Source organism: Candidatus Zixiibacteriota bacterium (genome assembly GCA_034003725.1).
Classification (GTDB): domain Bacteria; phylum Zixibacteria; class MSB-5A5; order GN15; family FEB-12; genus WJMS01.
Map to the genome: position 1 here is coordinate 90,760 of JAVEYB010000013.1, position 16,420 is coordinate 107,179.

A 16,420-nucleotide genomic window follows, 5' to 3' on the forward strand; every position below is an offset into this window, starting at 1 on the left:
ACTGCCATGAAATGGAAAGCCGGTGTGTGCCTGATCCTGCTGGCGGCAACCGCCCGCGCGGGATTCGACAGTCCTCCTCCGACAGCGGACAGCCTCCTCGCCCCGGACAGCACACTCGTCCGTGACACCAGCCCTCCGCCTCGGCCCCCGGATACGATTCTCTTCGTGCCCGAGGCTGACTCCCACAGACAGGGCCGGGTCACCGATTCCACCAACTACGAAAAACGGCTGATCCAGCAGCCGACCGTCGCACTCTTCAAATCAATGGTCGCCCCCGGCTGGGGACAACTGGGGAACCGCCGATATATCAAGGCCGCGATATTCGCCGGCTTCCAGACCTGGTTCGTGTATTCCGCTTTCGACTACGGTTCGCAGGCGTCCGATGCGCGCGATCGCTGGTCGGCCGCGACCGATACGGCGGAACGAAACCGGCTGTACGACATCTACGAAGACAAACGAGGCCAGCGTAACAAATTCACCTGGTTCGCCGTCATCTGCAGTTTCTTTTCGATGTTTGACGCCTACGTCGACGCCCATTTGTCCGGATCGCCGGAACACCGCAGCGACGACCGCGTCAGTTTTGACGTGGTCCCGAGCGGCACCGACGGGGCGCAGGCGACCGTCTCGCTGAGTTTCTGATTAATCCTGCAAAATGAACTGCTGGAGGTCGAGACCGTGCTTTTCGGGATCGATCATGCGGACAATGCGCCGTTCGCGGTGTTCATCGGCGGAGAGGTCGGCCCAGACCGGCTCGGGCAACAGGCCGGAGCGATCCCCCACAATCTTTACGAATGGACGGGTACGATCGGTGTCGTTGTGCGTCAGGATCAACGCAATCTCGTCCGTGGAAAGCAGAACCAGCGAACCCGCAGGGTAAATCCCCACGATATCCGTGAACACCTTGAGCAACACTCTGTCGAATTTCACCGCCATCTGGAAACGCATCTTCTTGATGACTTCGTCGGGTGAGATCTTGCGTTTCATGTACACGCGACCCGACGTCAGGGCGTCGAACGTATCCGTGATCGCGATGATCCTGGAAAAGAGCGTTGTCGGTCGCCGGCTGTAGCGAAGCTGCGGGTAGCCGGTGAAGTCCGAATTGATATGGTGCTCGAACGCGCCCCGGGCGGCCCGCGCCGTAAACATCGAAAACTCGAGGTTTCGGAGCAGCGTCTTGGCGCCCAGCTGCGGGTGAAGCTGCATCTGGATCCAGTCGTTGTCGTCGTACGCATCGGGCTTCCGGATCAGATCTTTCGGCAGGCGGACCTTGCCGACATCATGAAACAGCGCGGCAAAACCGAGCTGCGACAGCCGCGACCGGTCCATGCCGATACGTACGCCCAGCGTCAGCGAATACACGCACACGTTGTTGGAGTGCGCGTAGGTGTAGTCGTCGTAGTTTTTCAGCGCCGTCAACTCGATCATCGATGATTCATCGAGGATGATCTGGTCGATCAGAGAGTGAATGACACGCTTGGTCTTGGCGACATTGATGTCCTCGGCCTCGGCCGCCTGGTGCATGATCTCCTGGACGGTCGATATGGACCGGAAAAACGCCGCCCGCGCCGACTTGCGCACACGCTGCCGCACGACCTCCGGCGTATCCGCCTCGTCATCGCCGGCAACCTCCTCGCGCAACCCGAGCAGCTCGATATTTTCGATGCCGAGGTTTCTGAGCTGCTCGGCCATCTGCTCGAGATTGTGCTGGTCGGGGCGCATTCCCGCGACGTGCACGACGAAGCGACTGATCTGCTCGGGCGCGATGTCGCCGCTGAAACGAACGCCGCCGATACCCACCTTCGCCCAATCGGCCGTCAGCGCATCCGCCCCCGCCCGGTTGTCGTCGGAGAGCCTTACCACCGCGTCATTAACGAAATAGCGGTCGTTGTGGACCTTGAACGCCGCCTCGCCCGATTCCGAGAGCACCTCTCCGAGGCATCGGCAAAAGTCATCGAGCTTGGCCCGAAACGTCGCGTTGTCGGAATCCACCAGGCGGGCGGTCTTGATCAGCACGAAAAACGCCGTTACCAGGCGAAGCTCGGTTGCGCCGCCGAGGCGGGCCCCGGCGATCTCCACGCGCGGCTCAACCATGGTGTTCCCCCCTCAGGCGGTCGCGCCGAGTCTTCAACGCTTCCTGCGCCCGCTTTTTCAGATCCGGACGCCAGCTCGCCGCCAGCTTCTGCAGGAGCTTGTCGGCGCGGTCGCTGCGGTTGTAGGTCAGGGCCTCAAACGCCGCCTCTCGGAAGAAGGTCAGCGTCGAATCGCGAAGCGGATTGGCCCGCGTGACGTGGCCGGACAGGTAGTCGAGAGCATGGTCGCCGCCCAGCAGGGAATAGGCATTGAGCAGCGCCTGCTGATCGTCACGCTCGAGTTTGGCGAACCGATCGTCGCTTATGATATCCGCCACCGCGTTAAATGCCGCCGCGCCTCGGCGCGCCACAATCGAACTGATCACCTGACGCCGTATCTGCTCGTCCTCGTCAAACGCCGCCTGCTTCAACAGCGCCAGGGCTTCCTCCGCCGGGCTGTCCGCGAGCGCCGATACCAGCTCAAGGCGAACCCGTGAATCTTCATGCGTCACTACTCTGGCAAGATGCTTCAATGCTTCCGCGGTGCCGATCCGCGTAAGGATGGTCACGGAATTGCGGACTACATTCCAGCGCTTGTCGGTCAGCCCCCGCGTGACAAATCCTATATTCTCTTTCCCGCGCGCGCTCAAGTATTCGATCAGGGCGCGCCGATGCGCGCGATGCTCCAGCTTCGGAAGCAGCTCGGCGATCGGCCCCAGCGCCTCCCAGCCGAAATTGCTGAGGTACGTGATCAGCACCTCGGCCGTGATGTGACCGTGTGCGTTGAGCGCATCGGCGAGAGCCCCCAGCCGTTCACGGCTGCCGGCCGTGATGATCGCCTCCTTGAGGCGGTCGCTCCACTGGGGTTTGCCGGCCCGAAGCTGCGCCTCCAACGCCCGGAAATACCCCAGCATATCGGTCGCCTGCGCAAACCGGCCGTCCACCACGAACGTCTTGAGCAGCTTCTCGCAAATCGTCACCGTCTCACCGAATGAAGCAAAGTCGGCCTCCTGGTGGAGCAGCTCTTTCAGCAGCTCGTGCGTCGACTCGTAAATGTCAAACGCCGCGTCCTCCTCGAGCATCTGCCGTATCTCTTCGTTTTCCTCCTCGGTGAGTCGGGACTCCTGCTGCAGCAGGCTTCGGGCGTCCACCCGTGGCATCGGGGTAACCGACAAATCGTCGTAGCCCATTGCCTTCGCGGCGGTCGCGGTCCCCGCCCGGTCGTTTTCCGAGTCATCCGGGAAAAACAGGTTCTTCGCGCCTTCGACTATTTCGATTCCCGACGTGTCCGCCAGCGAACTCCGCGTGATCCCGGACGGCTCGGGGCCGTCCTCCGTCCCCATTTCGTAGTCCACGCCCACGAACAGCAACTCGTACAGGTTGTGACGACCGGTATCATCAAGCTGATCGCTATCGACGTCCTCATCGAATTCCTGGATCTTGAAACTGCCGTCGTATTGCTGAAGCGATACGTCGTCCACCGTCTCGAACGTCAGTCCGGCGAGATTCCCTTCCCACAGAAGGCCGGCAAGGTCGGTGGCGCCCGCTTCGCGATTCTGATACCGTCGAATCACCTCAAGAAAGCCTTTGACGCTGTCCCATGGCAGCTCGCGATCGAACGTCAGCCTGGTCAGCCCGGCGTCGAAAAACATCCCCGCGAGCGATTCCTCCTTGCCCCGGTCGGCGAACACAACATCGCCCTTCCAGCGAAGCCGATCGCGTTCGATATCGATAGAAATCGGCCCCAGCTCGGACGCCAGATCGGTCAGCTTCTCTGCGTATGACTGCTTCATCGAATAGGGAAGAGGGTTGTCGGGCGGATACATCCAGACCACCTTCATGACCTTGAGCAGGTCGCGAAGGTTCTGGCGAAGCTGGTCGACCACCGTCGCCGGTTGTGATGAAACTGACGTCATGGCTCAAATACCCCGAATTATTGTGGATATCGGCACCGCGGGGGGAGGGCTCCACAATTAATGCACAAAAAAACCGGCCCAATTTGGGCCGGTTTTCGCTTGCAGCGTCAAGAGCTGTCGCCGCTGACTTACAAAACCTCGATCTTCTGCCGGTTCTTCGTCACCTTCTTCGTGGCGTTACGGCTGTCGAACACCGCTTTGGCATTGTCGACAATCATCTGGTAATCGTACCGCGAGTGATCAGTCAGAATTACGGTCAGGTCGGCCTTCTTGAGCAACTCGGGCGTCAGCTTGCTTGACTTGACCGTACCGTCGCGCCACCGGAACTGCGGCACGTGAGGATCATTCCAAAGAACCTTCGCGCCTTTGTCCTCGAGCAGCTTGATGACATCGAGCGCCGGCGACTCGCGAATGTCCTTGATATCGCGTTTGTAGGCGATCCCGAGCACCAGGATAGTCGACTTGTTGATCGACTTCGCGAACTTCTGGTTCATCAGGTTGGTGATCCGCTCGACCACATATTCCGGCATGTGCGAGTTGACCTCGCCCGCCAGCTCGATAAACCGCGCATAATAGTTCAGCGACTTGAGCTTCCACGACAGGTAATGCGGGTCGATCGGGATACAGTGACCGCCCAGCCCGGGACCGGGATAAAACGGCATAAACCCGAACGGCTTGGTCGCCGCCGCATCGATAATCTCCCACACGTCGATCCCGAGCCGGTCGCACATCAGCGCCACTTCGTTTACCAGACCGATATTCACCGAGCGGAACGTGTTCTCCAGAAGCTTCACCATCTCGGCGGCCTTCGTCGATGACACTGCGTACACGTTGTTGAGCGTCTGCTCGTAAAACGTTTTGGCCACCTTGGTGCAGGCGGGAGTCACGCCGCCGACCACCCTCGGCGTATTTTTCGTGTTGAACTTCGGATTGCCCGGATCGACTCGTTCCGGTGAAAACGCCAGAAAGAAATCCTTGCCCGGTTTGCGCCCGCTGTGATTCAACAGCGGCAAAATAAGGTCCTCGGTCGTGCCGGGGTACGTTGTCGATTCAAGCACCACCAGCGTGCCGGGCGACACGTTATCCTTCACCCAGTCCATGGCCGCCAGAATGTAACTGACATCGGGATCCTTCGTCTTCGACAGCGGCGTGGGAACGCAAATCGATATCGTCTGACACTTCGCCAGCTTCCTGGGATCCGATGTTGCCGAAAACTTCCCGGCTTTGACGACCGCCGCAACTTCGCCGTCGCTTATGTCGTCGATATCAGACTTGCCCGTATTCAGCAGCTTGACCTTGTCTTCGCTGATATCGAAACCGATCACGGTAAACCCGGCTTCGGCGAGCGAAATCGAGAGAGGTAAACCGACATATCCCAGACCGATTACGCCCGCGACCGTCTCGCGCTTTTTGATTCGTGCAATGAGCGCCTCGGCGGGCGAGGACGGTGTCCCTTTTTTGGTGGCCATATAACCTTTCTCCAGTGTATCGTGTCGGCTGACAGTTTACACGCTGGCTCTCCAGAATTCAAGGGTATCTTGTAGTGTTTGTTCTAGTCTGTATCGGGGTTCGAAGCCAACCTGTTTACGGGCTTTGTCGTAACTGCCCCGCATGACCGGTATTTCGGTCTTGCGAAGTCGGGCCGGGTCGACCTCGACAGAGATACTTTTAGTCGCCTTCTTCAGCAGAAGCTCCAAAATCCTCTTCACCGAAACCGCCCGCCCCGAGCACAGGTGGTAAGCCTCGCCCGGCCGCCCCTTTTCGGCCAGCAACCGGTATCCCCGGACTATGTCCCGCACGTCGGCAATGTCGCGCCGCGCCGATAGATCGCCAACCTTGATCACCGGCTCCTGCCGCGCGGCTTCGATAAGCGCAATCTGGCGGGCAAATGCGGGAATCACAAAGCTTTCCGCCTGTCGCGGACCGCTGTGGTTGAACGCCCGGGCGATTATCACCGGCAATCCGTACTGGCGATGATAGTACTGCACCAGGTGCTCGGCGCCCACTTTCGAAATACCATACGGCGATACCGGGTTAAAGGGCTGCTTTTCGGTCAGCGTCTTGTTGCGCGGCCGAACCGGACCGTAGCAGTCCGACGAACTGACAAATAACAACCGCTTGACGCCTCCGTGTTCCCGCGCCGCCTGCAGGAGGTTCAGCGTACCCTCAAAATTGATCCGGTAGGTCGCCCGCTCCTTCGAAAACGACTGTCCCACCGACGCAAGCGCCGCAAGGTGGAACACATACTCCGGTTCAACCTTGCCTATCACTTCTCGGCAGCGGTCGGCATTGAGGATGTCAAGCCGGTAAAGTGTGACCTGCTTTCGGATAGCCGAAAGATTGGTAAGCGGTTCGTTTTTGTAGACAGCGCCGGCGACCCTCCAGCCGTTACCGAGCAGTTCTTCGGCCAGATACGACCCGGCAAAACCGGCGATTCCGGTGATAAAGGCCGAGCGTCCCTTCATAGCCGCGGCGGATTGTCCTTCAGCAGCGCAACATCGGAGTCCACCATCATGTGTACCAGCTGCTCGAACGACACCGATGGCTCCCAGCCGAGCTTCTTTTTCGCGTGTGAGCTGTCTCCGAGCAGCAAATCCACCTCGGCTGGGCGTACGAAGCGCCGGTCGATAATCACATGCTTTTTGTAGTCGAGACCCACCCGTTCAAACGCGAGGCGGCAGAATTCCTCCACTGAATGCGTCTGTCCCGTCGATATCACGTAATCGTCCGGTGTGTCCTGCTGAAGCATCAGCCACATGGCGCGGACATAGTCGCCCGCGAATCCCCAGTCGCGTTTCGCATCGAGATTGCCCAGCGGCAGCTTGTCCGTGTAGCCGTGCTTGATCATGGCGACATAGTAGCTGATCTTGCGCGTGACGAATTCCAGACCCCGCCGAGGCGATTCGTGGTTGAAAAGAATCCCCGATGACGCGTGCATGTTGTAGCTCTCGCGGTAGTTCACCGTGATCCAGTGACCGTAGACCTTGGCCACCCCGTACGGCGAGCGCGGATAAAACGGCGTCCGTTCCGACTGCGGCACCTCGCGAACTTTCCCGAACATCTCCGATGAACTGGCCTGGTAAAACCGAACCTTCTTGTCGACCAGCCGAACCGCCTCGAGCATCTTCGTCACCCCGAGGGCATCGAATTCACCCGTCAGTACCGGCTGCAGCCAGCTGGTCGGGACAAACGACTGCGCGGCGAGATTGTAGACCTCGTCCGGCCGATGCTCTTCGATCAGGTTGACGATCGAAAGCTGGTCGAGCAGATCGGCCTGCACGAGCGTCAGGCGGTCTTTGATATGATTGATTCGTTCAAACGACTCGGTCGAGGCCCGGCGAACCATGCCGACGACGTCGTAGCCTTTTTCAAGCAACAACTCGGCGAGGTAGGAGCCGTCCTGGCCCGTAATTCCGGTGATCAATGCACGCATGATAACGTTCCTGTAAGCTAAGCGACAACACTAACGACACACTAGTATTATCGGCTTGGCAGGCAATATGTTAGCCCCTCCATTCAGGTCCGGTCAATATATACGAGACCTTATACGCCGTCAACCGGATTTAGATGAGAGGGGAGGGAGGGTGCGGATAGCGTGGAATGGGGGAGACAGAACGAAGTTCTGTCATACCCCGCCGCGGCGGCGTATCTATCTTCAACGTAGGGCAGGTCCCGAGTCCGCAGGGCCTGCCGCGGCAGCGGAATCCACCTTGGCCGAAAGTCCACGCCGCTTACCGCCCTCCAGACACTCCCCCCCGATTTTTGTTGATTCACCACCCCGCCATTTCGTACCTACACCCCATGACCCGTCGCAAAAAAACCAAACCCACCCTGCTCGCGCCCGCCGGCGCCTTCATCAAAAAAATCTCCGGGACCGATGCCCGCACCCGAAAGAAATACGTCCGGTGGGGGCTCTATTTCGCCGCCCTGCTCTTTGTCTATTCCGGGATGGTCGGTACCTATTCCTTCCCGCGGATTGTCCGGCTCGAACTGGAAAAACGCTCCCTGATTGAAGCCAACCGTAAGGAGTTGGTCAACTTGATCGACGCCGAGCGGGTCCGCAACCTGCTCCGCGATGATCCCCGCTATATCGAATCGATCGCGCGCACCCGGTACCACATGGTCTTTCCGGGAGAAACGATTTACCGCTTCCGAAGCCGGTAGTCCGCCATGCCGCTGGAGAAATCCGAGGCGATTATCCTCAAGTCGTTCAACTGGTCCGAATCGTCGCGGATGGTTGTCTTCTTCTCCGAGCAGTTCGGTAAACTCAAACTGACCGACCGCGGCGGCCGCTCCATGAAATCAAAACGCGGACGCCTCACCCCGTTCGCCCGCCTCGATCTCACCTTCTACCTCTCGGAGAAACAATCCGGCGGCTATATCTCGGATTCCGAGATGGTTGAACTGTTTTCCCTTGAACGCGACGGCACGCTCGGGCGGCTGGCCTACGCCTCCGCCGCGTGCGAACTGCTGTACCTGCTTGTGCCCGAACGCGAGGACCAGCCCGGACTCTACCGGTATGTCGTTTCCTACCTCCGGCTGACCGATACGGTGGACAAGCACTCCCTGCCGTCGCTGTTTATCTGCTTTTTTCTGCGCCTGCTTTCCCAGCTCGGGTACCACCCCTCGCTCGCGTATTGTGTCGCCTCGGGGGCGCCGGCAGAGGAATTCGTGCCGGAGGGCGCCGACGTGGCCTTTTCGGCCGAGCGGGGAGGGATTGTATCCCCTCCTTGCCAACGGCCCGGCGAGTATTATATTAGGCTCTCTTATGCCGGCTTCCACCACCTGAAGGCTCTGCAGACGGCGTCGCTGGCCGAAGCCGCCGCGCACCGCGTGACGTTCGCCGAGGCGGCGGTTATACTGGAGGCGCTGGCAAAATTCGTGCGGTACCAGGCTGACCTGCCGGCAAACCTCAAGTCGCTGGAATTCCTGGACAAGTTGAAAAAGACCCATGTAACGGACAAATGACACCGATGGCGAATCAGAAAAACGACGAATTGATGGACAAGCTGGTCTCGCTGTGCAAGCGGCGCGGCTTCATCTTCCCCTCCTCCGAAATCTACGGCGGCCTCACGTCATGCTGGGACTACGGCCCGCTCGGCGCTGAACTCAAGCGCAATATCAAAAACTTCTGGTGGGATACGATGACCAACCGCCGTGACGATATCGAGGGCCTCGACGCCTCGATCCTCATGCACCCCAAAGTCTGGGAAACCTCCGGACATGTCTCCGGCTTCAACGACCCAATGGTCGACTGCAAAACCTGCAAGGCCCGGTTCCGCGCCGACAAGCTGGCCGAGAGCCGCTGTCCCATGAAACCCTCGAAATCGCCGCTCGAATGCGGCGGCGAGCTGACCGAACCCCGCCAGTTTAACCTCATGTTTCGCACCCACATGGGTCCGGTCGAAGACAGTTCGTCCATCATCTACCTCCGCCCGGAAACCGCCCAGGGCGTCTACGTCAACTTCCTCAATGTCAAAAACTCGTCACGCCAGAAAATACCGTTCGGAATCGCACAAATCGGCAAAGCCTTCCGCAACGAGATTACGCCCGGCAATTTCATCTTCCGCACCCGTGAGTTTGAACAGATGGAAATGCAGTTTTTCGTCCATCCCGACGACGACGAAACGTGGTTCGAAACCTGGCGTGCGGAACGCTGGAAATACTACCGGGACCTCGGCATCACCGAAAGCAAGCTGCGCTGGCATGAACACGGACCCGGCGAACTGGCCCACTATGCCAAAAAAGCCTTCGATATCGAGTACGAATTCCCCTTCGGCTGGCAGGAACTCGAGGGCATCCACAACCGCACCGACTTCGACCTCAGCCGCCACATGGAGGCCTCCAAAAAAGACCTGCGCTATTTCGATGAGCGCTACACCGAAAAATTCGTGCCGTACGTCATCGAAACCGCCGCCGGCGTCGACCGCCAGCTGCTGATGGTGCTGTGCGACGCGTACGACGAAGTCGAGGTCAAAGGGGAGACCCGCGTCTTTTTGCGCATCTCACCGCGCATCGCACCCATCAAAGTCGCCGTCTTTCCGCTCGTCAAAAAAGAAGGAATGCCGGAGTACGCGCAGAAGGTCTATCAGGAACTAAAACGCACGTTCAAGGTCTTCTACGATGAATCCGGGGCGGTCGGTCGACGGTACGCCCGCATGGACGAGGCCGGCTGCCCGTTCTGCGTCACCGTTGACGGCCAGACGCTCGATGACGATACCATGACACTCAGGGATCGTGATTCGATGGATCAGGTGCGGATGAAAACCGCCGAGGTGATCGATTTCCTTGAGAAAAAAATAAGCGGCTGACCAGCCGCTGATTGGATTGAGCCGGCCGGGAGGGCACACCACCCCCTCGGCCGTTTTCATTCTCTGCTACGCCCCGGATTTCACATGCATCCTACAGTGACCAGGTGTGCCGTTCCAGCGCGTGAGCGATGTCTTCAATCGACGGGAACATACGCGGATTGCGCTCGCGCGGCTTGCTCCGCTGGTCCGTCAGTGTATGGCCGTTGATGATCAACGTCGGTGACTTGACTGGCTTCACCCTGTCGATCACACGGGCCAGAATACCGCGTTCGCGACAATACTTGTCGACAAACTCGCGCGCCTCTCGCTGTTGCGGGTCTTCCCTGGAGTAAATAAATCCAATTTCCATTTGAATCTCTCTCCCAGCACGTGTCCTGCCGCCAACTTCCGCTCTTCCGTCGCCGAAGTCAACAACAACCGCACCGTCGCCGTGTATCTCTTATAACGAACGAAACGCTGCGAAGGTGCCAATCCTGTGTCCGAAATCCGGATTTGTGCGTCGATTGTGGAGGTTTACCTTCCACGATGCACAATGTGCGCCGGCGCAACAAGTGCGACTCGCACAAAACGTTGCCCGCACGGTGCGCTGCGTAGACTCCGGCCCATCGCACTCCATATTGGACAAAAAAACCTTCATTGTGTCCGAATAGCGTTGACACAATCGTGCGCCGGACGTACCGTCTATATATCAACTCCAACGGTTGAAGCGTTTCAGATCGAATAGAGTCGAAAGGACGTGATCATGGTACACCAATTACCGGACCTGCCGTTCGCGCCCGATTCACTGGCGCCGCACATTTCGCAGGAAACCATCGATTTTCACTACGGCAAGCATCACCAGGCTTACGTCACCAAGCTCAACGAATTGATCCGCGGGACGGAGTTCGAAGATGCTCCGCTGGAGGATATCATCAAAAAGTCGACCGGCGGAGTTTTCAACAACGCCGCGCAGGTCTGGAACCACACGTTTTACTGGCACTGCATCAACGGAAAAGGCGGCGAACCCTCCGGCAAACTGGCCTCCGCGATCGACGCCGAGTTTCGCAGCGTCGGCGATTTCAAAGAGAAATTCACCGCACGGGCCGTCGGGACCTTCGGCTCCGGCTGGGCCTGGCTCGTCCGTAACGAGATCGGCGCCCTCGAAATCGTCAGCACGTCCAACGCCGGTAATCCCATGACCGAAGGCAAAAAGCCGCTGCTGACCTGCGACGTCTGGGAACACGCCTACTATATCGATTACCGCAACGACCGGCCGAAATACCTCGAGGCCTACTGGAATCTGATCAACTGGGAATTCGTCGCGACAAACTTCTGAGCCAAAACGGATTCGGACCATTCACATAGGGCCGGCCGGGGATTCCCCGGTCGGCCCTGCGGCTTTTAGTATTTTGTCCCTTCGCGCTACGTCAGGACTATCGAGACCTCGGAACGGCTCTCCACTCGGCCGATAGCCTCGGCCGGGAGGTCAGAGTCGCGAAGAGCTGCACTGAATTTCCCCGCAACCGCCTCCGGAACGGCGATCAGTAACCCCCCCGATGTCTGCGGATCAAACACGAGATGAATCACATTTGGATCGATCTCGCCTTCCACCCGGTACTTCCCGTTCAGGAATTCCCGATTGGCGTTGGCCCCGCCCGGGATCATCCCCGCCGCCGCCAGCTCCAGCACCGAGGGTAACTGTGGCAGGCTCGCGCCAAACAACCGCAGGGTCACCCCGGACGCTTCAGCCATTTCCAGCGAATGACCCATCAGTCCGTACCCTGTGACATCTGTCGCCGCGTGAGCCCCGTGCGACACCATCAGTTCCGAGCCGACCCGGTTCAACTTTGCCATTTCGTTGATCGCCGCCTGCGCCAGGTCCTCACCCACCAGATTCCGCTTGATCCCGGTGGTGATAAGCCCCGTTCCGAGACGCTTGGTCAAAAACAGAACGTCCCCCGCACGCGCCCCGGCGTTGGTGAAGACCCTGTTCGGATCGATCAGCCCGGTCACCGATACCCCGTATTTTAACTCCTGGTCGTTGATCGAATGACCGCCCACCACCACCGCCCCCGATTCGGCCACCTTGTCCGCGCCGCCGCGAAGAATCTCCGTCAGCACCCACGGCTCGAGCTTCCCTTTCGGAAAGCCCACGATATTCAGGGCGGTAATCGGCCTGCCGCCCATCGCATACACGTCCGACAGGGCGTTCGCCGCCGCAATCTGACCAAACGCATACGGGTCGTCGACAATCGGGGGGAAGAAGTCGACCGTCTGGACCAGCGCCTGCGTCTCGCTGATTCGAAATACCCCTGCGTCATCGGCCGTATTAAAACCGACCAGCAAATCGGGGTGGGTTGACTGCGACAGGCTCTTCAGTGCGTCCGCCAAAAACTTTGGCGCCAGTTTTGACGCTCAACCCGCACAGGCAACTTCGGCGGTGAGTTTGACCGTGATGTCTCTTCGCTTGTCGAGCATGCCGCTAATGTACGGCACGCGGGCGCACTTGGCAATCGGGAAGGGGCGAGCTCATTTCCAGCCGATCACCACCATCCGGATAGAGTTCTGATTGTACGCCGCGCCATCGGGCGACCCATAACACGCCGTCCGCGAAAACCCGCAATCCTGCATCAGCCGCTTCAACTCCGCCGCCGAAAACAACCGGTGATTCACTTTAAATTCGCGCATCCTGCCGCCCTTGATGAGGATCCACGTGTTTTCGATCCAGCTCCAGTCGCGGGTCACCGTCCGCTCTTCGAGCAGCAGGCTCCCGTCGTCAAGCCGCTGCCAGTTCCGCTCCATGAACACCTTCGCCAACCGCTCCTTGCCCAGAGTCTCGATTACCATGCATCCGCCGTCCTTGAGCGATGCGTGCATATTGCGCAGCACCACGCTGTCATCCTCGGGATCTTCGAAATACCCGAACGACGTATAGAAACTCAGGACCAGGTCAAAGGAGTTATCGCGGCGAAATGACCGCATGTCGCTCTGCACGAGCTCGATATCGAGACTCTCAGACCGAGCCTTCTCGCTGACCTTCTGCAGGTACGATTTGGTCCGGTCGACTCCGGTTACCCTGTACCCGCGACGCGCCAGCTCCAGCGTGTGACGCCCCGGTCCGCAACAAAGATCAAGCACCACGGCGCCACGCGTAAGCCCGGTGAGCGACTCGATGCCGTTGATATCATTCGGGACCGCCTCCCAGCGTACCGGCGTAAACAGGGCCGGCGCCAGCGCTTCCCAGAATTCGTCACTGTCGAACCACTGCTCGTCTGCATTCATAAAACGCCTCTCTACATTTCCCGGTAAAGAAGGAGAATTGCATCGATGATCCGTCCCCACCTCAATGTAATCGATCGAATCTACCCGATCAACACCTTTGCTGCCCTGCCCGGCCCTGTTCAAATCCTGAACACCGCTCGCATCCGCAAACTGCCAATCAAGCGGCAGGCGGATTGTCCGATATATACCTACATACGGCCCGGGCCGGAGCATGCCGGTCCGGCCGGCATCGTGGACGACAACGAGCAGGGATAGCGCGATTGACCGATGGCTTACTTTCTCAACAGGAGCCGGCTTGTCCGATTCATTGATCGGAGCCCGGTGACCTGCATCCGGACGGCCGTGACCGGCGGTTCCGGGAGCCGATGGGAGCGGATTCGATGAGCGATCAGCAGACAAACCTCCGTCTCGACGAAATACTCGTATTCGAGGGCCTGGTGAGCGAAGAGCAGGTCCGCGAGGCGCTGGCCTACCAGCGCGAGCACGGAGGCAAAATCGGCTCTCATCTCATGCGGGCGGGCCACATCACCGAATCCGGCCTGGTCAAGGCGCTTTCCACCAAGTTTGACTGCGATGGCGTCGTGCTGGCCGAGATGGTCGTGCCGACCGACGTGCTGCGCATGATCCCCGCCGATGTCGCCCTGGCCCGGCGCGTCCTGCCCTTCGACTACAATCCCGAGCACAACCTCCTGAAAGTCGCCTGCGAAGATCCCAAGGACGAACGGCTCATGAACGAGCTCAAGTTTGTCGCCCAGGGAAAAATCATCAAGCTGTTCGTGGGCGCCGAACTCTCGCTGAAGGCGGCCATCGCCCGCCACTACATGGCCCAGCCCCGCGAAAACAAAAACCAGCTCACCGAATCCGGCTCGCTGCCGATCGCCGATACCATCCTCGCCGAACCGTCCTCGACCACCCTCGGCGACCAGCGCCGCCCCGCGCGAGGTCAGGTGCTGCTGGTCACCGACGACCAGAACGAAGGCGAACGGATACAGGCGCTGCTCGAACAGCAGGCCTACCGCGTGGCCCGTACCGACTCGGCCGATGACGCCATCGATTTGATCGGCGCCGAGGAATACAGCACCGTCTTTATCAAGGACACCGTCCCCGGCGACTACATCGACCTCATCGACCGCCTTCGCAAACTGTCGCCGAAAACCAATGTCCGCTACTTCGAGTCCGCCGCCAAACTGCTGATCGACCGCGACGCCTCCGGGACCGAGTCCGACCTGCTCGTCAAAAATCTCGAACTGTATACCTCGCTGTTCGCCTCGCGCCAGAAGGAAGACAGCAACCACAGCCACGTCGTCGGCAAGCATGTCGAACGGCTGTGCCGCCAGCTCGGTCTGCCGAACAAAGAACGGCTGCTGATCACGACCGCCGGCTACATCCACGATCTCGCCAAGTATTACTACAATCCTGCCGACGTCCCGTCGGACCCGCGCCAGCAGATCGAACTGACCGTCAAGCTGCTCGACTCGCTCGGTTACTCCCCGGTGGTGATCGAGATTCTTCGCTCGATGTACATCAACCTCCGTTCGAAATACACCAAGCGACTGCCGATCGAAGTGCTCGGCGGCAACATCGTGACCATCGTCGATATCTTCTGCGACAACGTGAAGGTGAACGAGAAACTCTCGCTGGACAAATTCGAGGCCATCCGCCGCAAGTTCGACGAACTCACCGGCAAGCTGTTCCTCGCCGAAGTCGTCAACGCGTTCGTCGACATGATCCAGCGTGAGGTGCTCAAGACGCAGAAAGAGGTCAAGTTCGGACAGGTGATGATTTTCGGCGAGGACAAAACCGATATCGGCCGCGTCGAGCGGCAGCTGCAGGTCGAAGGCTTCCGCACGGTCAGCCAGACCAAATACCGCGAGTTTGTCGAGATGTTCGGCCGCAGCCGTCCGAATATGATGATCCTTATGGCCTCCAAGGGACCGTCGCAGGTCATTTCCATGATCGACGATCTCACCAACATGGGAGTCGAAGTCGACGAGTTGCCGACCTTCATTCTCGCCAAAGCCACTATCGCGCCGTCACTCACCTCGCTGTTCGAGCGCGGGATCGAGGATTTGATCGTGCTCGATGAGAGCCTGGACCTGCTGGTCGTGAAGATGAAAAAGATTCGCGATCGGCTGGAGCAGGACGCCAACCGCAACCGTCAAAACGGCAACGGCGGCTCCCACGGCACGCTCAAGGACATGAACCTCATCGACCTGCTGCAGGCCATGGGGCCGTCGAGAAAGACCGCCAAGCTCGTGATTTCCTCGGCCGACGGTACCGATCTTGTCATGTACCTCGAGCACGGACAGATCATCCACGCCGATTGCAACGGCAAAGCGGGCGCCGAAGCGGTGTACGAGGGTATCGCATGGACCAACGGCACCTGGCAGATCGAACCCGTGTCACCCGAAAGCCTGCCCGAACGAAACAACACATTGTCGAACGAGTCCATCCTCATGGAAGGCTGCCGCCTCCTCGACGAAAGCCGCTTCGGCGACACCTCCGAGATCCCGTAAGCCGCGGGCCGCGGCGCCCCTCATCCGCCACTTGTTGCGTCACATGCTATATCGCCGTCGGCGATCGACATGTGACGCCTCTTCAACCCCTTTTTGTAGCGTACGTCCTCGTGCGCCGACGAATCTCGCAATACTATATGTCCGTCACCAACGCCAACCGAGTAGCCCACCCCTCCGGGGTGGGATCCACCCGCATCCGATGTCCGCGCTGTAGGGCAGCTCCGTCTTCGATGTACGGTGTCAAGACATGTGTTACATATTGTGTCAGGACATTGGTTACAGTTTCTGTTTCTGCACCGGTTGGAGGAGTGTCACCGATGCTCCCGTTGTGAGATCGATCTCTCGTA

Annotated in this window: 15 protein-coding genes; 7 read left to right on the forward strand and 8 right to left on the reverse strand. The window is 59.2% G+C overall.

What is annotated here, in order from left to right; genetic code table 11:
* Positions 1–6 precede the first annotated feature (6 nt).
* A complete protein-coding gene (locus RBT76_13420; protein ID MDX9858785.1) occupies positions 7–639 on the forward strand; it encodes a DUF5683 domain-containing protein in 633 nt (210 codons plus the stop codon).
* Here the strand turns inward: RBT76_13420 and RBT76_13425 are convergent, their stop codons facing one another.
* The 5 genes from RBT76_13425 to gmd form a co-directional block, all read right to left on the reverse strand.
* Entirely contained in the window at positions 640–2,091 is a 1,452-nt protein-coding gene (locus tag RBT76_13425; GenBank protein MDX9858786.1) for an HD domain-containing protein, read from the reverse strand.
* On the reverse strand, positions 2,084–3,985 hold the full coding sequence (locus RBT76_13430) for a HEAT repeat domain-containing protein (protein ID MDX9858787.1): 1,902 nt from the start codon (positions 3,983–3,985) through the stop codon (positions 2,084–2,086). Before RBT76_13430 ends, RBT76_13425 begins: the two co-directional genes overlap by 8 nt.
* Positions 3,986–4,113: 128 nt before the next feature.
* The gene (locus RBT76_13435; protein ID MDX9858788.1) at positions 4,114–5,454 is read right to left on the reverse strand and encodes a nucleotide sugar dehydrogenase; all 1,341 of its coding nucleotides are present in this window, start codon (positions 5,452–5,454) and stop codon (positions 4,114–4,116) included.
* A gap of 36 nt (positions 5,455–5,490) precedes the next feature.
* Complete coding sequence (locus tag RBT76_13440) at positions 5,491–6,450, reverse strand: GDP-mannose 4,6-dehydratase (protein MDX9858789.1); 960 nt, start codon at positions 6,448–6,450, stop codon at positions 5,491–5,493.
* Positions 6,447–7,418 carry a GDP-mannose 4,6-dehydratase gene (gene gmd, locus RBT76_13445; GenBank protein ID MDX9858790.1) on the reverse strand — a complete coding sequence of 324 codons (972 nt, stop codon included), beginning with the start codon at positions 7,416–7,418 and terminating at the stop codon, positions 6,447–6,449. Before gmd ends, RBT76_13440 begins: the two co-directional genes overlap by 4 nt.
* Before the next feature lie 368 nt (positions 7,419–7,786).
* Here gmd and RBT76_13450 point away from each other — a divergent pair, with 368 nt between their 5' ends.
* From RBT76_13450 to RBT76_13460, 3 genes are read left to right on the forward strand one after another with little or no spacing between them, the layout of a single operon-like run.
* The gene (locus tag RBT76_13450; GenBank protein ID MDX9858791.1) at positions 7,787–8,149 is read left to right on the forward strand and encodes a septum formation initiator family protein; all 363 of its coding nucleotides are present in this window, start codon (positions 7,787–7,789) and stop codon (positions 8,147–8,149) included.
* A 6-nt stretch (positions 8,150–8,155) separates the two neighbouring features.
* Complete coding sequence (recO, locus tag RBT76_13455; GenBank protein MDX9858792.1) at positions 8,156–8,953, forward strand: DNA repair protein RecO; 798 nt, start codon at positions 8,156–8,158, stop codon at positions 8,951–8,953.
* A gap of 5 nt (positions 8,954–8,958) precedes the next feature.
* Positions 8,959–10,296 (forward strand): glycine--tRNA ligase, encoded by a 1,338-nt coding sequence (locus tag RBT76_13460; protein ID MDX9858793.1) that lies wholly within the window; start codon positions 8,959–8,961, stop codon positions 10,294–10,296.
* Positions 10,297–10,387: 91 nt separating this feature from the next.
* Here the strand turns inward: RBT76_13460 and RBT76_13465 are convergent, their stop codons facing one another.
* Entirely contained in the window at positions 10,388–10,645 is a 258-nt protein-coding gene (locus RBT76_13465) for a hypothetical protein (protein MDX9858794.1), read from the reverse strand.
* A gap of 393 nt (positions 10,646–11,038) precedes the next feature.
* Here RBT76_13465 and RBT76_13470 point away from each other — a divergent pair, with 393 nt between their 5' ends.
* Positions 11,039–11,611 carry a Fe-Mn family superoxide dismutase gene (locus RBT76_13470; protein MDX9858795.1) on the forward strand — a complete coding sequence of 191 codons (573 nt, stop codon included), beginning with the start codon at positions 11,039–11,041 and terminating at the stop codon, positions 11,609–11,611.
* A gap of 86 nt (positions 11,612–11,697) precedes the next feature.
* Here the strand turns inward: RBT76_13470 and selD are convergent, their stop codons facing one another.
* On the reverse strand, positions 11,698–12,753 hold the full coding sequence (selD, locus tag RBT76_13475) for a selenide, water dikinase SelD (protein ID MDX9858796.1): 1,056 nt from the start codon (positions 12,751–12,753) through the stop codon (positions 11,698–11,700).
* 51 nt (positions 12,754–12,804) lie between these two features.
* Positions 12,805–13,557 (reverse strand): class I SAM-dependent methyltransferase, encoded by a 753-nt coding sequence (locus RBT76_13480; protein ID MDX9858797.1) that lies wholly within the window; start codon positions 13,555–13,557, stop codon positions 12,805–12,807.
* 45 nt (positions 13,558–13,602) lie between these two features.
* Here RBT76_13480 and RBT76_13485 point away from each other — a divergent pair, with 45 nt between their 5' ends.
* Positions 13,603–13,812 carry a hypothetical protein gene (locus tag RBT76_13485; protein MDX9858798.1) on the forward strand — a complete coding sequence of 70 codons (210 nt, stop codon included), beginning with the start codon at positions 13,603–13,605 and terminating at the stop codon, positions 13,810–13,812.
* 125 nt (positions 13,813–13,937) lie between these two features.
* Positions 13,938–16,073: a DUF4388 domain-containing protein gene (locus tag RBT76_13490; protein ID MDX9858799.1), complete on the forward strand. Its 2,136-nt coding sequence runs from the start codon at positions 13,938–13,940 to the stop codon at positions 16,071–16,073.
* The last annotated feature ends 347 nt before the right edge of the window (positions 16,074–16,420 follow it).